Annotated in this window: 15 protein-coding genes and 1 pseudogene; 2 read left to right on the forward strand and 14 right to left on the reverse strand. The window is 59.7% G+C overall.

The features are described 5' to 3' along the window. Positions 1–2: 2 nt before the first annotated feature. The 5 genes from AC0JZ8_RS14465 to AC0JZ8_RS14485 all read right to left on the reverse strand — a co-directional run bounded on the left by AC0JZ8_RS14465 (position 3) and on the right by AC0JZ8_RS14485 (position 5229). Positions 3–764: a sugar phosphate isomerase/epimerase family protein gene (locus AC0JZ8_RS14465; protein WP_192086600.1), complete on the reverse strand. Its 762-nt coding sequence runs from the start codon at positions 762–764 to the stop codon at positions 3–5. 103 nt (positions 765–867) lie between these two features. After that, positions 868–2040, reverse strand: a complete 1173-nt coding sequence (locus AC0JZ8_RS14470; protein ID WP_471892799.1) for an ABC transporter ATP-binding protein — start codon at positions 2038–2040, stop codon at positions 868–870. A gap of 4 nt (positions 2041–2044) precedes the next feature. Then, positions 2045–3007 (reverse strand): carbohydrate ABC transporter permease, encoded by a 963-nt coding sequence (locus tag AC0JZ8_RS14475; RefSeq protein ID WP_471892800.1) that lies wholly within the window; start codon positions 3005–3007, stop codon positions 2045–2047. Then, the gene (locus tag AC0JZ8_RS14480) at positions 3000–3902 is read right to left on the reverse strand and encodes a carbohydrate ABC transporter permease (protein ID WP_430251820.1); all 903 of its coding nucleotides are present in this window, start codon (positions 3900–3902) and stop codon (positions 3000–3002) included. The genes AC0JZ8_RS14475 and AC0JZ8_RS14480 overlap by 8 nt, the downstream gene beginning before the upstream one ends. A 97-nt stretch (positions 3903–3999) precedes the next feature. Continuing rightward, positions 4000–5229, reverse strand: coding sequence for an ABC transporter substrate-binding protein (locus tag AC0JZ8_RS14485; protein WP_174196697.1), 1230 nt, complete (start codon positions 5227–5229; stop codon positions 4000–4002). Positions 5230–5582: 353 nt separating this feature from the next. Here AC0JZ8_RS14485 and AC0JZ8_RS14490 point away from each other — a divergent pair, with 353 nt between their 5' ends. After that, positions 5583–6626 carry a LacI family transcriptional regulator gene (locus AC0JZ8_RS14490; protein ID WP_062581404.1) on the forward strand — a complete coding sequence of 348 codons (1044 nt, stop codon included), beginning with the start codon at positions 5583–5585 and terminating at the stop codon, positions 6624–6626. A 54-nt stretch (positions 6627–6680) separates the two neighbouring features. Here the strand turns inward: AC0JZ8_RS14490 and gndA are convergent, their stop codons facing one another. Next, the gene (gene gndA, locus AC0JZ8_RS14495; RefSeq protein ID WP_062457148.1) at positions 6681–8114 is read right to left on the reverse strand and encodes an NADP-dependent phosphogluconate dehydrogenase; all 1434 of its coding nucleotides are present in this window, start codon (positions 8112–8114) and stop codon (positions 6681–6683) included. A 163-nt stretch (positions 8115–8277) separates the two neighbouring features. Here gndA and AC0JZ8_RS14500 point away from each other — a divergent pair. After that, positions 8278–8676 (forward strand): annotated as a pseudogene (locus AC0JZ8_RS14500) (SRPBCC family protein); the annotation flags it as partial. Between the two features lie 6 nt (positions 8677–8682). On the opposite strand, the gene AC0JZ8_RS14505 reads toward AC0JZ8_RS14500, so the two are convergent. The 8 genes from AC0JZ8_RS14505 to AC0JZ8_RS14540 all read right to left on the reverse strand — a co-directional run bounded on the left by AC0JZ8_RS14505 (position 8683) and on the right by AC0JZ8_RS14540 (position 16103). Further along, on the reverse strand, positions 8683–9396 hold the full coding sequence (locus AC0JZ8_RS14505) for a PAS domain-containing protein (protein WP_162237989.1): 714 nt from the start codon (positions 9394–9396) through the stop codon (positions 8683–8685). A 171-nt stretch (positions 9397–9567) separates the two neighbouring features. Next, on the reverse strand, positions 9568–10503 hold the full coding sequence (locus AC0JZ8_RS14510; RefSeq protein WP_062457157.1) for a lipid A biosynthesis lauroyl acyltransferase: 936 nt from the start codon (positions 10501–10503) through the stop codon (positions 9568–9570). A 6-nt stretch (positions 10504–10509) separates the two neighbouring features. After that, the gene (locus tag AC0JZ8_RS14515) at positions 10510–11538 is read right to left on the reverse strand and encodes a zinc-binding dehydrogenase (protein WP_062457160.1); all 1029 of its coding nucleotides are present in this window, start codon (positions 11536–11538) and stop codon (positions 10510–10512) included. 62 nt (positions 11539–11600) lie between these two features. After that, positions 11601–12887 (reverse strand): beta-ketoacyl-ACP synthase, encoded by a 1287-nt coding sequence (locus AC0JZ8_RS14520; RefSeq protein WP_471892801.1) that lies wholly within the window; start codon positions 12885–12887, stop codon positions 11601–11603. Positions 12888–12898: 11 nt separating this feature from the next. Then, on the reverse strand, positions 12899–14095 hold the full coding sequence (locus AC0JZ8_RS14525; RefSeq protein WP_174196702.1) for a beta-ketoacyl-ACP synthase: 1197 nt from the start codon (positions 14093–14095) through the stop codon (positions 12899–12901). Positions 14096–14197: 102 nt separating this feature from the next. Continuing rightward, entirely contained in the window at positions 14198–14671 is a 474-nt protein-coding gene (locus AC0JZ8_RS14530; RefSeq protein ID WP_062457169.1) for a 3-hydroxyacyl-ACP dehydratase FabZ family protein, read from the reverse strand. A 22-nt stretch (positions 14672–14693) separates the two neighbouring features. After that, positions 14694–14978 (reverse strand): acyl carrier protein, encoded by a 285-nt coding sequence (locus tag AC0JZ8_RS14535; protein ID WP_092662234.1) that lies wholly within the window; start codon positions 14976–14978, stop codon positions 14694–14696. A gap of 159 nt (positions 14979–15137) precedes the next feature. Beyond that, positions 15138–16103 (reverse strand): nucleoside hydrolase, encoded by a 966-nt coding sequence (locus tag AC0JZ8_RS14540; RefSeq protein ID WP_062580614.1) that lies wholly within the window; start codon positions 16101–16103, stop codon positions 15138–15140. Positions 16104–16299: the final 196 nt, after the last annotated feature.

Genomic DNA, 16299 nt, shown 5'->3' on the forward strand with positions numbered 1-16299 from the left:
ATTCAGTAGGTCTTGAAGGCGGCCATCGAACGGGATGCGAGCCGCTCGATATCCTTCGGGTTGTCGTGCTCCAGCACGAAGTGCTTGGCGGGTGTCTTCTTCAGTGCCGCCATCAGATCTTTCCACGGCACGGTGCCATGGCCGACATCGGCCCATCCGTCTTCATCCGTGTTCTCGCCCGCTGGCGCGATGTCCTTGACGTGAACCGCCGAGATCTTCTTGCCGTAGCTTTCGATCCAGGTGAACGGATCGGCGCCGCCACGGACGACCCAGGCGATATCCGCTTCCCAACTCAGATCAGGGCCGCCGGCAAAGATCTGTTCCTGGGGCGTGGAGCCATCCGGCAACTGCTTGAACTCGAAATCGTGGTTGTGCCAACCGAATGTATAGCCGGCATCCTGATAGCGTTTTCCGGCTTCCTGCAGGCGCTGACCGAAGGCGAACCAGCCTTCCGCATCCGTGGGTCTCTGATCGGCTGCGAGGTGGGGGCAATAGATGGCACTGATGCCGAGCGTCTTTGCGATCAGCAGTGCCTGGTCAGGCTCCTGTTCGAGGAGGTCGAGACCGAAATGGCCTGTGGGCATCGTGAGTTCGTTGGCATCGAGCTCTGCACGAAACTTCTGAAGACCGGCCTCGTCGAGCGTTCCGTAGAGACCGCCATAGCCCTCGACCTCACGGTAGCCGTGACTGGCCACGAGTTTCAGAACATCGGATAGCGGCGGGAAATTGCGGGCGCTGTAAAGCTGGAAACCGAGCGTCGTCATGTCATTCTCCTTGCAATGAAACTTTGGTCCGCGGAAAGCGAGAATACCGCTCCCACGGCTGGTCACCCTCCTGGGGAGAGGTGAACTATTGAAAAGCTGCGGATCAGATCCGCTCCTCGGTCGCCGCATCGAACAGCGACGCCATGGTCATGTCGAAGCCCAGCCGGACCTTCGATCCGACAGCGTAACGACGGGCTCCGCCGACGCGAACGGACAGAGTGTGAGCGGCGAGTTTCAGCCAGATGAGATTGTCTGCACCCATCGGCTCCTCGATGTCGACGATCGCCTCATGGATTTCCTCTCCGGCGATATCGGCATCGACCTTGATATGTTCTGGACGGACGCCGAGGACGACCTTGCGCCCGGGCGTTAACGGTTCAGATGCGCTGTAACCGTCGAGCAGGAAGCTGACGCCGTTCGTCTTGAACACGGGACGGCCGCCCTCTTCCGCCAGCTCGCCATCCAGGAAATTCATCGAGGGTGAACCGATGAAGCCCGCGACGAACTTGTTCTTCGGTCGGTTGTAGATTGTGACCGGATCGGCGAGCTGCTGGATGACGCCGCTCTTCATGATGGCGATGCGGTCTGCCAGCGTCAGCGCCTCGATCTGGTCGTGGGTCACGTAGATCATCGTGTTCTTGAGCTGCTGATGCAGCCGCTTGATCTCGACGCGCAGCTCGGATCTGAGCTTTGCGTCCAGGTTGGAAAGCGGCTCATCGAACAGGAAGACGTCGACATCGCGCACCAGCGCACGGCCGATGGCGACACGCTGCCGCTGGCCGCCGGAAAGAGCTGCCGGCTTTCGCTGCAGAAGCGGTTCGATCTGCAGGATCGCCGAAGCACGCGCGACGCGTTTGGCGATGTCTTCCTTCGGCAGTCCGGCAACCCGCAGGCCGAAGGACAGGTTCTTTTCGACCGTCATCTGCGGGTAAAGCGCATAGGACTGGAACACCATGCCGATGCCGCGATCCTTGGGTTCCTCCCAGGTGACGTTGCGGCCCTTTATGAAGATCTGGCCATCGGTCGGCTCCAGCAAGCCGGCGATGCAGTTGAGGAGCGTCGATTTCCCGCAGCCGGAGGAACCGAGCAGAACAAGGAATTCACCATCGTGAATGTCGAGGTTCAGGTCTTCGAGAACCGTGACCGCCCCGAAGGACAGCGACAGGTCGCGGATCGAGACGCTGTGCTCGCCGGATAGGGTGGAGGGTTCGGGCAACGAGGTTGCACCTGGGGGAAATGCGTTGGTGTGTGGTGTCTGGACGGAAAGATCGGTCATGGGGTCATCCCTTCACTGCGCCAGCGGCGATGCCGCGGACGAAAAGGCGGCCGGATACGAAATAGACGATGAGAGGAACGGCACCAGTCAGGAGCGTTGCCGCCATATTGACGTTGTATTCCTTCACCCCCTGCACGGAGTTGACGATGTTGTTGAGCTGAACCGTCATCGGGTAGCTGTCGGGCCGCGTAAAGACGACGCCGAACAGGAAGTCGTTCCAGATGCCGGTAACCTGCAGGATCATCGCCACCACGAAAATCGGGAGTGCCATGGGCAACATGATGCGCCCGTAGATCTGCCAGAACCCGGCACCGTCGATGCGCGCCGCCTTGAACAGTTCTTCCGGCAGCGAGGTGAAATAGTTGCGGAACAGAAGCGTCAGGATCGGCATGCCGAAGATGGTATGGACGATGATCAGCCCGGTCAGGGTTCCGTAGATCCCGATCTCACGCAGGATGATGACGATCGGATAGATCATGACCTGGTAGGGGATGAAGGCTCCGATGATCAGGATGGAGAAGAACAGCTCCGACCCTTTGAAGCGCCAGTTGGCGAGCGAGTAGCCGCTGACCGAGGCGATGAAGATCGAGACCACCACAGATGGCAAAAGGATGCGGACGGAGTTCCAGAAGCCGCGTGACAAGCCGTCGCAATTGAGGCCGGTGCAGGCTTCTGCCCATGCCTTTACCCATGGCTCGAACGTGATCTCCATGGGCGGCGAGAAGACGTTGCCCATGCGTATCTCGGGCATGCCCTTTAGCGATGTCACGACCATCACGTAAAGCGGCAGAAGGTAGTAAAGCGCCGCAAGGCCGAGCGTGCCGTAGAGGATGATGTTGCGGCGTGAGAGCCTGCGCTTCGGTTTGCGACCACTCGGCCCCCCCAGAGCGCGTGACGGTGTTGTCGCCAGCACTGCGGCATCTGTGACGACGGTCGATGTGGTGTCGAAAGTGGAAACGTTAGCCACGCTTGCGCCCTCCGAATTCGAGATAAGCCCATGGGACAATGATGATGGCGACGGTCAGCAGCATCATGGTCGATGCGGCAAAGCCCTGGCCAAGGTTCTGCGCCTGAAACATGTAGTCGTAGACGTATTTCGCGGGCACTTCGGACGCGTTGCCGGGTCCGCCTGAGGTCTGCGCCACGACGAGATCGTAGAGCTTGACTATGCCGCTCGCGATGATGACCAGCGTGGTGATGAAGACCGGCCGCATCATCGGGATGACGATGAAGAGGTAGGTCCGCCACATCGGAATGCCGTCGACGCGCGACGCTTTCCAGATATCCTCGTCGATGCCGCGAAGACCTGCGAGCATGAGGCACATTACGAGCCCCGTGCCCTGCCACAGCCCGGCAATCAGGATGCCGTAGATGACGATGTCGGGGTCATAGACCGGATTGAATTCGAAGGTCTCCCAACCGAGCGACCGGACGATGTGCTGGATGCCGAATTCGGGGTTCAATATCCATTGCCAGACGAGGCCGGTGACGATGAACGAGAGCGCGAACGGATAGAGAAAGATCGTCCGGAAAACGTTTTCGAAGCGGATCTTCTGGTCCATCAGCGCGGCGAGCACGAAGCCGACAACGAGGCTGAAGATCAGCGACAGGATGCCGTAGATCGCGAGATTCTGGATCGAGATCAGCCAACGCGCCGAGCCCCACAGGCGCTCGTATTGATCAAGCCCGACGAATGTTGCCCGCGGCAGCAGTCTCGAATTGGTGAATGAGTAAATGACGGTCCATACGGAACCGCCGAGGAAAATCACCAGCGCGACGAAGATCATCGGAAGGGAGGCAATTTTCGAGTTCAGGTTGCGAAAAAGCTGGTTTGGTCTGGCAGATTGATGGGTTTTCGCCATGTGTTGTCCTCGATCGGCTGCAGCGTGAAGGCCGCAGGTTTCCGGGCCGGCCCCGCGGTGATACGGGGCCGGTCAAGGTCAGCGATTGAAAGCGGTGTCAGTCCGCAGAGCTGATGATATCGACGAAGCGCGCCTGAGCATCCTTCACGGAGATGGAGCTGCTGAAGAACTCCGACATCAGATCTTCCTTCTGTTTCTGCGTATCGGCAGAGACAAGCTGGTCGGTGCTGGTGGCGGTGTTACCCTTGGCGATGATCGCGATACCCTTCTTCATGCAGTCGTTGGCGGCTGCCATGTCGATATCGCCACGGATCGGAACCGATCCCTTTTTCAGGTTAAAAGCGACCTGTAGCTTCGGATCGACGATCGTTTCGGCGAGAACGTTCTGCGCCTCCGATTTTGCCTCGTCCTTCAGCAATGGGAAATAGATCGCATCGCCGTTGGTGGTGAGCACGTCATTGATGCCGAGCCCTGGCAGGCAGGTGTAGTCGGTGCCGGCAGTCTTTCCTGCCAACGAGAACTCACCCTGTGCCCAGTCACCCATGACCTGGCCACCGGCCTTGCCGGTCAGCACCATGTTGGTTGCCTGGTTCCAGTCCTGTACGTTCGAACCCTTGGCGAGTTCGCGTGCCTTGTCGGCGGCTGCAAAGATCTTGGCCATTTCAGGCCCTGCAGCAACCTTTGCGTCCTTGTCCTTGTAGACCTTCTCGTAGAGGTCTTTGCCGCCCAGCGAGATCAGCAAGGTATCGAACAAGCCATTGGCCTGCCACGGCTGACCACCCAGTGCCAAAGGCTGGATACCGGCCTTCTTGAGCGCGGGCGCTGCTGCGACGAACTCGTTCCAGTCCTTCGGAACGGCAACGCCTGCCGTCTTGAAGGCTGCGTTCGAGAGCCACAGCCATTGCCACGAGTGGATGTTGATCGGGGCACAATAGATCTTGCCCTCGAACGTGCAGCTGTCGAGCAGGTTGGCAGGCTTGATAACCTCTTTCCACTTGCCCTTCTCAGCCACATCGCTCAGGTCTCGCATGAGACCTGACTGGACCAGTTCTTCGGCCTGCCGGCCGTGGTTGAACTGCGTGGCGCCCATCGGGTCACCACCGGTGATCCGGCTGATCATGATCGGCCGCGCGGTTCCTCCCGAACCTGCGATGGCACCATCAACCCATTTGTTGCCGGTAGCATTGAAAGCGCTCGCCAGTTCCTTGACAGCTGCAGCCTCTCCCCCCGACGTCCACCAATGGGTGACCTCAAGATCGGCTGCCTGAACAAAGCACGGCAATGCCACGGTGGCAGCCATAGCGGCTGCAAAAGCACGGATGCGCATGAGTCTCCTCCCTCACTGAAACGTTGCAGTAAAGGGCTAGGACAAACATCGATGGAGGGCAACCGAAAATCGCGTGAAAGATTCGGAGCAGGTTCGCAGCGATGTCCGACAGCAGCCCGCGTGCTTCGTGTTGAGGCACTTATCTCGTTATATAACAATGCTTTATAGGATTATTGAATTGATCCTTCTTCGCAGACGCAAAAGAATTGTGCGTCTGCGTTGTAACGGGTATATCGACGGCAAGTCGTTGGTTTTCAGCGAAAATAGGACTGTATCGTTGCAGTTTTTTACCGTATGAACGGTGCTTGTGGAGAAGGTCGCAGTCGCCGGTGATCTCCGAGAAAGCTGCAGCCATGGATGAAGACAAACGTAGATCCTTCGGGACGATCGGCAATCAACGCCCGACCCTTAAGACAATTGCCTACATGACGGGGCTGGGTATCACGACGGTGTCGCGGGCCCTCAAGGATGCACCCGACATTGGGGCCGACACGAAGGAACGCGTTCGACTTGTGGCCGGCCAGCTCGGCTATCACCCGAACCGGGCGGGCGTCCGGTTGCGCACAGGCAAGACCAATGTGATCGCGCTCGTGCTCAGCATCGAACAGGAACTGATGGGCTTTTCCAGCCAGATGGTTCAGGGCATTTCCGAGGTTCTCGGGGGCACGCAATATCACCTCGTGTTGACGCCCCACTCGTTCGAGAAAGACCCGATGGTGCCGGTGCGCTATATCCTCGATACGGGATCGGCAGATGGCGTGATCATCTCGAGGATCGAGCCGGACGATCCGCGTGTGCGGCTGATGACGGAGCGCAACCTGCCTTTCGTCACCCACGGCCGAACCAGTATGGGGATCGAGCACCCCTACCACGACTTCGACAACACGGCGTTTGCCTATCAGGCGGTCGAGCGGCTCGCCAAGCGAGGCAGGCGGCATATCTGTCTGCTCGCCCCACAGAGCAGGTTTGCCTACTATACCCATAGCCGCATCGGCTTCGAACGGGCGCTAGCCGACTTTGGCCTGAGCGAGGTGCCGATGGGACGGATCACGACGGAGACGTCGCTGGAGGATATCAGAGCCTATTCGGAGAAGCTGTCGCGGCTTCCGCAACCGCCTGATGGAATCATTTCGATGAGCGGCTCTGCAACGATCGCGATCGCCTCAGGCCTTGAAGCTTCCGGTCGAAAACTCGGCCGCAATGTCGATATCGTGTCAAAGCAGTCGGCCGAATTTCTCAACTGGATCAGGCCGGAAATCCTTGCCGTAAACGAGGACATCCGTTGGGCGGGACGGGAACTTGCAAAGGCCTTGCTGGCCCGGATCGATGGGGCGGCCCCAGAGCTTTTGCAAAGCGTCAGCCAACCGGAATGGTCGATCAAGTCACCACAGGACTGATCGAATGCAAAAAGCCCGGCGCTTGGCCGGGCTTTCGGTGTTTGCAAGAAAGTCTCAGGCGAAGTCGGCTAGACCGCTGCCCCACGGGCCATGGTGCTTGTCGACGCCGTCGAGGCGATCGAAACCGTGGGCACCAAAGAAGTCGCGCTGCGCCTGGATGAGGTTCGCTGTCCCGCGACCACGGCGGTAGGCATCGAAGTAGGACAGCGCGGACGAGAGTGCCGGAACCGGCAGGCCGGACATGACGGCATAGGAGACAACGCGGCGAAGTGCGCCGTCGGTGTCTGCGACCATCTGGGCGAAGGCCGGCGTCACGATCAGGTTTGCAACATCCGGGTCCTTCGAGAAGGCCGAGGTGATCTCATCGAGGAAGGCCGAACGGATGATGCAGCCATCGCGCCAGATCTTGGCGATCGTCGGCATCGGCAGGTTCCAGCCATACTCCTTGGAGGCGGCAGCCATGACGGCAAAGCCCTGCGCATAGGCGCCGATCTTGGCCGCAAGCAGCGCGTTTTCGAGATCGGCGAGGAACGCCGCGCTGTCTGCCGGCGCATCGATCGCTTTCGGCAGGCCAAACTGCTTTTCTGCGGCGAGGCGCTCGGTGCGCTGAGACGACAGAACACGCCCGGCGACGGCGGCCTCGATCGCGGTTGCCGCGACACCCATGTTCTGGGCTTCGATGACCGACCACTTGCCGGTGCCCTTCTGGCCGGCGGAATCAACGATCACGTCGACCATCGGCTTGCCGGAGATCGGGTCCTTTGCCTTCAGAACCTTCTCCGAAATCTCGATCAGGTACGAATTCAGGCGGCCGGTATTCCACTTGCCGAAGACGTCGCCAATTTCGGTGGCGCCCATGCCGAGACCATCGCGCAGGATGCCGTAGATTTCGGCAATCATCTGCATGTCAGCGTATTCGATGCCGTTATGGATCGTTTTCACGAAATGGCCGGCGCCGTTTTCACCGAGCCAGGCGACGCAGGGTTCATCGTGGAATTTTGCGGAGATCGAGGTCAGCACCTTTTCGACGCGCTTCCAGCTTTCCTCAGCACCGCCGACCATGATCGACGGTCCATGGCGTGCGCCTTCTTCCCCACCGGATACGCCCATGCCGATAAAGGTCAGGCCGGAACCTTCGAGGTTTTCGAAACGGCGCATCGTATCGCGGAAGTTGGCGTTTCCGGCATCGATCATGATGTCGCCCTGCGAAAGATAGGGCTTCAGGAGCTCCATCTGCTGATCGACCGGATCGCCGGCCTTGATCATGATGATGATCGGGCGTGGGGGCCGGATTGCAGCGATGAATTCTTCCAAGGTCTCGCAAGGAACGATCTGGCCTTGCAACGCGCCCGCCTCGGCGTAGAATTTCTTGGTAACTTCCGCTGTCCGGTTGAAGACGGCGATCTTGTTGCCTTTTTCCGCGATGTTGAGCGCGAGGTTTGCACCCATAACGCCAAGACCGATAAGACCGATTTCTGCCTGTTCCACGGATATGCCTCCAGTTTTAATTTGACGCTGTTTTGGCATCCTCGTTTCCAAACGGCAAGGCTAAGACGAAAGCGAGCCCGTTTATTCGCGGATGCGCCGGCTCGTGCGATCAAGAGAATTTCCGAGTGGCATGCCACTCGGCGTAGAAACCAAGGAGGCCTTCATGACGGTCATGCCCGCACGCGTAATCCACCTCTCGATCGAGCGGAACTGGAGGGATGTCTACGCATTTGCAAGGCGTCCGGAAAACATGGCAAGCTGGGCTTCAGGCCTTGCAGCAGACCTGCGCGCCGAAGGTGAAGACTGGATCGGCGATGGCGGTCCGGTTGGAACAATCCGTGTTCGCTTCGCTCCCGACAACGACTTCGGCGTGATCGATCACAGGGTCACGTTGGAAAACGGAATGTCGATGGACAACGCGCTGCGTATCATACCGAACGGTGCTGGAGCTGAAGTTCTGTTCACTCTTTTGCGCCAACCCGGTACCGACGATGCGGCGCACGAAGCGGATGCCGCGCATGTCCTCAAGGATCTGCAGTCGCTGAGGGCAATCATGGAACGCTCAGCGTCAGGCCGCAGGCCGCTTCCGCCGATCGGCGGTCTCTTGAATGACCAGAAGAACACCGATCATCGTTGAAGACCGCTGGAACGGCGACATGCGGCAGCGAAGCACAAGCGTCTCGCCTCCGACTTGATCTGCATAGGTGACCGACGTGCTTTCGCCTTCGAAGCAGCGGTCCAGGTTCGGCTTGAACTCGTTTCGAAATCGATGGAGACCGACAAATTCCCCGATGTGCCGGCCGACGAGTTCCTCACGCGGAATGTTCAGCCGCTGCGCGTTCGTCTCGTTGGAATAGAGAATGCGGTAACCGGGAGCGACGACAAGAATGCGGTCCGAAAGCTGGTTCAGGAGGGAATCGTCGAGAATGCCGCTGGAGACGGCTTGGTCGATCGGCGACGATTGGTCCTGCCCCTCACCGGGAGCTCCCGGCGCTTCCGCACAGGTCGTCTGCGGTGCAAGATACCGCTCGACCAGGGTCTGCAGGAGGTGAGCGTTGCGCCGAACGCAGCTGCGATCGTCCGCTTCCTCGTTCAGGAGGTCGAGCGCAAAACGAAACTGGGCTTGAATGCTGCCGGCATCGGATTCGGCGCTGCCAAAGATCGCCAGGAGCAAAGGATCAAGTTCGCGGTCGAGACTGGCTGTCAAAGCCTCGTCTTCGCGGTCGATCGCCTGCTGTAGCTCTCCATATTTCGACCAGAAAAGATCGATCAATGCTTGCAAGACAATGCCCTCTCCACACGAGCCTCACGTCAGCCGTGGCCCTCTGAGACGACTGCGTCCAATCTCGTATAATACATCACACGTTAAATGTAGTCTCAAAAACGGCCCCTAAAAATGGCCGGTAAATACCCGTAGACGCTTGCAACCCACGAGAATTGTGGCCTCAGGAAATCAATCTGTGACCGTTTTCTTGATGTGCCAGCGGTCGTGATACCACAGCCACTGTTCAGGGTATTCCCGCACCCAGGATTCGACCTTGTCGTTCAGGACCTGAGACGTGCCCTGAATGTCGAGATTGCCGCGTTCGTCGCGCGGAAGTTCGATGCGAGGCTCTATCTCAAGGCGAAAACGGTTGTTCGGGAGACGGATGCAGCGGGCCGGATAGACATCCGCATCAAACTGACGCACGAGCTTGGCAAGAAGCGGGTTCGTCTTAACAGGGCGTCCGAAGAAATTGGTCGACAAGCCTTTTCTGAACTTCTGGTCGACGAGGACACCCACCCCCCCGCCCGCGTCCAGGCGCCTTGCCAGCGAGAACGATGACCCCGCATGCGACGGCACGAGCTGCCCCATGCGGGCACTGCGGAACGAGAAGACCTTATCGGCGATGTAAGGGTTGTTCGGCGGACGGAACAACACCATGACCTCGAGACCAAAGGCCTTGCCGGCGACAGGCAGGAGCTCGAAATTGCCGGTGTGGGCGGTAAAGACGATAAACGGACGTGGGTTGTCGCGCAGGTCCAGGAAGATCGGGGTGCCCGAGACTTCCACCCTGCCCGGCTCTGCCTGTTCGGGGTCGAAATCGAACAGCCGGTCGAGGAAGACATATTCGGCGGCGAGCCTGCCCATGTGTCCCCAACTCGCGACAGCGATCTCCTGCAGCTCCGCCTCACCCTTTTCCGGAAAGGCGTTGCGCAGATTGGTCATCATCAGTTTATGACGCCAGAATTTCGGCCCGATGTAGCGTGCGAAGCGATCGGCAAACCGGATCGCCGGATCCGCCGGAAAGATCTTCAGGAAATTCAGCAGCCCGAACGTGAGCTGCGCCACCAGCCATTGGCGGAAGTGGATAAGCTTCAGAACAATCCGGGTAATGACCATCTTCATCAGTGGTCAGTCCATCCTCAGGACGATCTTGCCGAAGATCTGGCGGCTCTCCATGCGGGCAAGTGCCTTGTGGATTTCATCAAACGTGACTTCTGTGTCGATCACCGGATGAACGATGCCCTGGGCCATCTTCTGCATGGCATCGGCCATGTTCTCCATGCGGCAGCCAAACGAGCCGATGAGCTTCAACTGCTGCTGGAACAGCATCATCAGATTGAGGTCGGTGGAAACACCCGAGGTGGAGCCGCAAGTGACGAGGCGTCCGCCGCGCTTCATGCACAGCATGGAACCCGCCCAGGTATCCTTGCCGACATGTTCGAAGACGACATCAACGCCCTTCTTCTTGGTCAGCTTGCGCACGACGCCTTCAAACCGATCGACGCGGTAGTTGATGACATGATCGGCGCCGAGGGCCTTGGCCTTCTCGATCTTGTCGTCCGAACCGACCGTGGTGATGACCGTGCAGCCCATTTTCTTTGCCAGCTGGATGGCGGCAGATCCGATGCCCGAGCCGCCGGCGTGAATAAGGATCGTCTCGCCGGGCTGGAGCTTGGCGTTATCGAACAGCATATGCTCGACCGTGCCGAACGTGACAGGCGCGAGTGCTGCTGCAACGGCATCGACGCCCGGAGGTGCCGGAACGAGAAGACGGGCCGGAAGATTGGCCTTTTCCTGCGCGAAGCCATCGAGATGGAAGCCATGAACACCCGAGACATTTTCGCAAAGGTTGTCGCGCTTTTCGCGGCACGCCTTGCAGAGACCACAGGTACGGGCGCCGTAAATCGACACAAGCTGGCCGGGCAGAACATTCGAAACGCCCGGGCCGATGGCCTCCACGACGCCGGAGGCCTCGGCGCCGATCGTCAGCGGCATCTTGCGCTTGGCGAATGCCATACCGCGCCAGCCCCAGACGTCGATGTGATTGAGTGCTACGGCCTTGACACGCAACGTGACTTCGCCAGGACCCGGCGCCTCCGGCTCGGGAATGTCGACGGCTTCGAGCTTGCGGTCATCAATCAGTTGCAGCGCGCGCATAACAGGTCATCCTCCGCCCGTTTGGGCGTTCAAAAGTCTAAAAAATCTCTTGGGGGCTCGCCTTACGCCGGTTCAAGCGTCATGACAAGGCTGGCGTTCTGGCCGCCGAAGCCGAAGGAATTGGACAGAACCGCCCTCGGCGCACCGTCCCGCTTCACATTCGGCACCACATCCAGCTCGATCGTCGGATCGGGATTGGTGTAGTTGATGGTCGGCGGCAGAGTGCCGGTCAGCATCGTCTGGATCGAGAATACGGCTTCGACAGCGCCGGCTGCCGTCAGCGTGTGACCGATCATCGACTTGTTCGACGACACCGGAATACCCTTCAAACCTTCGCCAAATACGGCCAGCATGGAGCTATATTCCATCTTGTCGTTTTCCGGGGTCGATGTGCCGTGGGCGTTGATATAGCCGATGCCGCTTTCGTCCATGCCCGCATCTTCAAGCGCCGCCCGGATCGTGGCGATCGCCGGGCCGCCGTCCGGGGACGAGCGGGTGCGGTGGAAGTGATCGGCCTTTTCGCCGAGACCCTTGACGATGCCGAGCACCTTGGCGCCGCGGGCAATGGCCGACTGCAGCGATTCCAGCACCAGCGTTGCCGCACCTTCCGCGATGACAAAGCCGTCACGATCCTTGCTGAACGGCTTGGACGCCTTTTCCGGCGGATCATTTTGCGTCGAAAGCGCAGACAGAAGCGAGAAGCGCACGAGTGCCTCGACGCTGACAGAACCGTCGGTCGCAGCGACCAGAGCCTTGTCGGTACGACCCTGACGGATCGCTTCGACGCCGAGCTGGATCGCGGTTGCACCAGAGGCGCAGGCGGTGGAAAGCGTTACGGGCAGGCCACGGGTACCAAACTTGTCGGCCAGGCGCTCCGAAATCGAACCGAACTGGACGGCTTCGAGAAAGACAGGATCAGGACGCTCGCGCATGGCCGTCAGAAAGCGATCGTAGGCATCGCCCTGCTGCGTCGATGGCGGTGCACGGTCTGCAAGCGCGAAACGGTCGGACCATTCCGGCTCGACTGGCGGAGCGGCCAGAAACAGCGGTCCGTCGAAATCACCGGACAAGCCGGCTTGGGCCAACGCTTCCCCCGTTGTCTCGCGGGCGAAGGCAAACGAGCGCTCGACCGAGTTTTCGGCTGGAACCTTGATGAAGTCCACCGTGCCGCTGATGCGGGTCGAAAGGCCTTCGGTCGGAAAACGGGTGATCTTGTGGATGCCCGACGTGCCAGAGGTCAGCGCTGACCAGTTGTCATCAAGACCCTGTCCGAGCGAGGTGATGACGCCCATGCCGGTGACCGCGACGATGGGCCGGCCGAGATGATCCGTGAAGCGGTTGTCACTCATGACTGTCTCCTTCACGCTTCAGCAGAGAGGACAGCAATCCCCTCGCCGCGCGTATATCCAACTGTAGTGACAATCGCCTGCTTTGCCGGGGACGCCATCGGCGTCTCGTTTGCGGCGTCGAAGGCCGGGACCTTGGCAGTCGATTCGAGCGTCAGCGCTGCAAGGGCGATGCCAAGCGGGAACTGCGCTTCCATCGCGTGGCCCGTAACGCCGCCAAAGCCGCGGATCGCGGAACCCGGGAAAGCCTGCTCGAGCGCTGTCTTTTCGCGCTTCGCGAGATCGACCATGCCGCTCGCGCCGGAGAACACGACAGTTTCTGCCCCTGGCGTGCCGTGGGCGGTGAGCCGCGACATGCGCTTCTCGAGCCCGCCATCGTCGCGGTTGCCGCGATCGCCTTCGACGGCATCGATCGTTGCATAGATCCGTGCACCACGCGCCTGCGCGTAGCCGCGGGATTCGAGAACGAGAAAGGCGCCGACCGAACCGGTGATCATTCCGCCGCCATTGTCCGGCGAGCGAGACCACAGCGGCTGCCAGCCGCCTGTCGCGTGAGCACGGATGCCCTCGACCAGCAGAAGAATATCAGCCCGTTCCGCCACGAAGGCGCCACCGACGAGACTGTGGCTCGACTGGCCCGCCTTGATGCGGTGGAAGGCGGTTTCGATGGCCGAGATACCGGCCGATTCTTCGCCCATGAAGGTGCGGGACGAGCCGGTGACCTTGTGGACGATCGAGATATTGCCGGCCATCAGGTTCGAAAGCTGGGCGAGAAACAGGGTGGGACGCAGCTCTGTCGTCAGCTTCTCATTGAGCACCATGTCGCGGTCGTTGCGCTTCAGGGCTTCGTCGACAATCAGCGAGTCGACCTTGATGTCGCGCTCACCGCCGCCGGCTGCAACGATCATGTCCATCGAGGCGCAGGCATCCGCATCCGTCTTCAAACCTGCGTCGTCGAGAGCGAGGCCTGCGGCGAAAACGCCGAGGCGCTGCCAGTTCTCCATCTGGCGCTGATCGCCGCGCTTGGCGATCTGTGCGGACCAGTCGATCTCAGGCATGGGATGGACAGGATAGGGTTTGAAACGCTCCGTTTCGACCTTGGGCTCGTCAATGGACGATCCCGTCAGAAACGCGACATGCGGCTCGATGCCGACGCCGAGCGAGGTCACGATGCCGACCCCGGTAATCACCACATCATTGTCAGACTTCATAACTGTCCTCTTTGCGCGGCCATTGACCAGCGACGACATCAGGCACGACGGGACACTTTAGAACCGGTCCGTCCGGGCCGCATTATTCCCGAAGGCTTTGCGTCAGGTGCCGGCTTGCATCGCCGCAATGAGGCCGATCTCTTCAGCGCGCTTGCGCACGATCGGCGCCAGCGGAACTTCGCTGAAAGGCATGGTCCGCAGCTTGAGCTGCGCATCGCACACCTTCTTGCCGCCCGACGTAATCTTTGCCTTTGTCACCATGTAGCCGGAACCCTCATGCTCCAGAAACGCCTCGATGTCGAGCACGGCGTTCGGCTCGACAAACGCACGCATCTTTGCACTGTCCACCGACATCAGAAATGGCATCGCGGCGAAATCGGTAGCCGCAAGAACCAGCATTCCGGATGCCTGCGCCATGGTTTCGATCAAAAGCACGCCCGGCACGAGCGGCATTCCCGGAAAGTGCCCTTCGAAAACAGGGCTCTTTTCAGGAACGACCGACCGTGCAGTCAGCGTCTTTCCCGCGAGATCAAGCGTTTCCACCCGATCAATCATCTGGAAATATTCAAGCAGCATGAACTTGCGTCGGCTTTGGGCTTTAGCCCTTTGCCGCCTTCAGTTCGTCGATCTTGGCGCAGAGGTTCTTCAGAACGAAGTATTCCTCCGTCGAGACCTTGCCCTCGTTCACTTCCTGGGTCCACTGCTCGAGCGGGATCTTGATCCCGAATTCCTTGTCGATCGCGAAAACGATGTCGAGGAAGTCCAGGCTGTCGATGCCAAGATCGTCGATCGTGTGGCTCTCCGGCGTGATCGTCTCGCGGTCGATCTCGCTGGTTTCAGCGATGATGTCGGCAACTTTGTCGAATGTAGCAGTCACGCCCATGTCCTTTTAAAAAGTCTGTATTCGGTGTTCCACATAAGGAAACCAATCGAAAATGCCAATGGGTTCCAACAAGACGGCGCCAATTTGCCGCTACATTGTTGCCTAAACATCGATTGCCGATCGGTCAGAATGCCAAACCGCCCTCAAATTTGAAGAGGGCTAGGCCGGCCGACCTGCCGTCAGCGCGACACGGATAACGTCCAGGACCTTTTCGGGTTGGACACCGACCGCGACCTTCTGGCTTGGCTGATCATCCCAAGGACTATCGACGAACCGTCGGCCTGTGTCAGGCGCCTGGATCGTCTCGCCATCGGCAATGCCGCCGCAGACCACGCGGACAGGGCCGCTGCGGAGCTTGAACAGATCGGGCGCCACCAGATAGACGCAGGCACAGCTGTCGTGGATTGCCATTCCATCGAGACCGGCGCCCTGGCGGTAGAAATCGATGTAGAACTGCGACAGGTCGGACAGGAGCGTCAGCGCCTTGTCGCCACCCTTGGCCATCTCGGCCATGTCATCCGACGACATCATCGTCTTCATGGTGACGTCGAGGCCGAAGGCGACGACGTTCCAGGGTGCGGTGAAGACGAGATCGGCAGCATCTGGATCGCCGTGGATATTTGCTTCGGCCGCCGGCGTCACGTTGCCGTTGACGTCAAAGGCGCCGCCCATGATCACCACCTGCTTGGTGAGGCCTGCGATCTCAGGATCGGCCTGAAGAGCCAGAGCCAGATTGGTCATGCGACCGACAGCGACAATCGTGATTTCGCCGGGATTGGCCCTGATCGTATCGATGATGAACTGCGAGGCCTCACGCGGATCGAGCGGCCAATCGATTTCCAAGGGCACGCCGATATTGCCGAGGCCATCCTCGCCGTGCACGATCGTCGGCGAGTGCTGCTCGACCCGCGACGGATCAAGCGTCTTGCCCGCCCCTTTGGCGATGGGCGCGTCGATGCCCCACTCCTTGTGCAGGAACTGCGCATTGCGCGTGGTCAGTTCGATCGAGGCATTTCCGAACACCGTTGTCACGCCGAGAAGATCGATATCCGGATGGCGATGGAGAAACAGCAGCGCCATGGCGTCGTCTACGCCGGGGTCAGTATCGAATATGACTTTTTGCATGCGAATACCTTGAAATGCTCGCCGCCAGCCAGCGGCCATTCATCGCGCAACATAGCGCCGCAACGGTTTACTGCAATGCAGCCGCAATCTGCAACCGCTGCCAGCGCCCCTCCTATTGCCGGATCGCCGATTCGGTGCCACAAGCCGGCGCGCATCCCTTCGCCATTTCCCCTTCTCTCCTTCACGCAGAGCGCGA

It is taken from the genome of Velazquezella soli, from assembly GCF_977018685.1.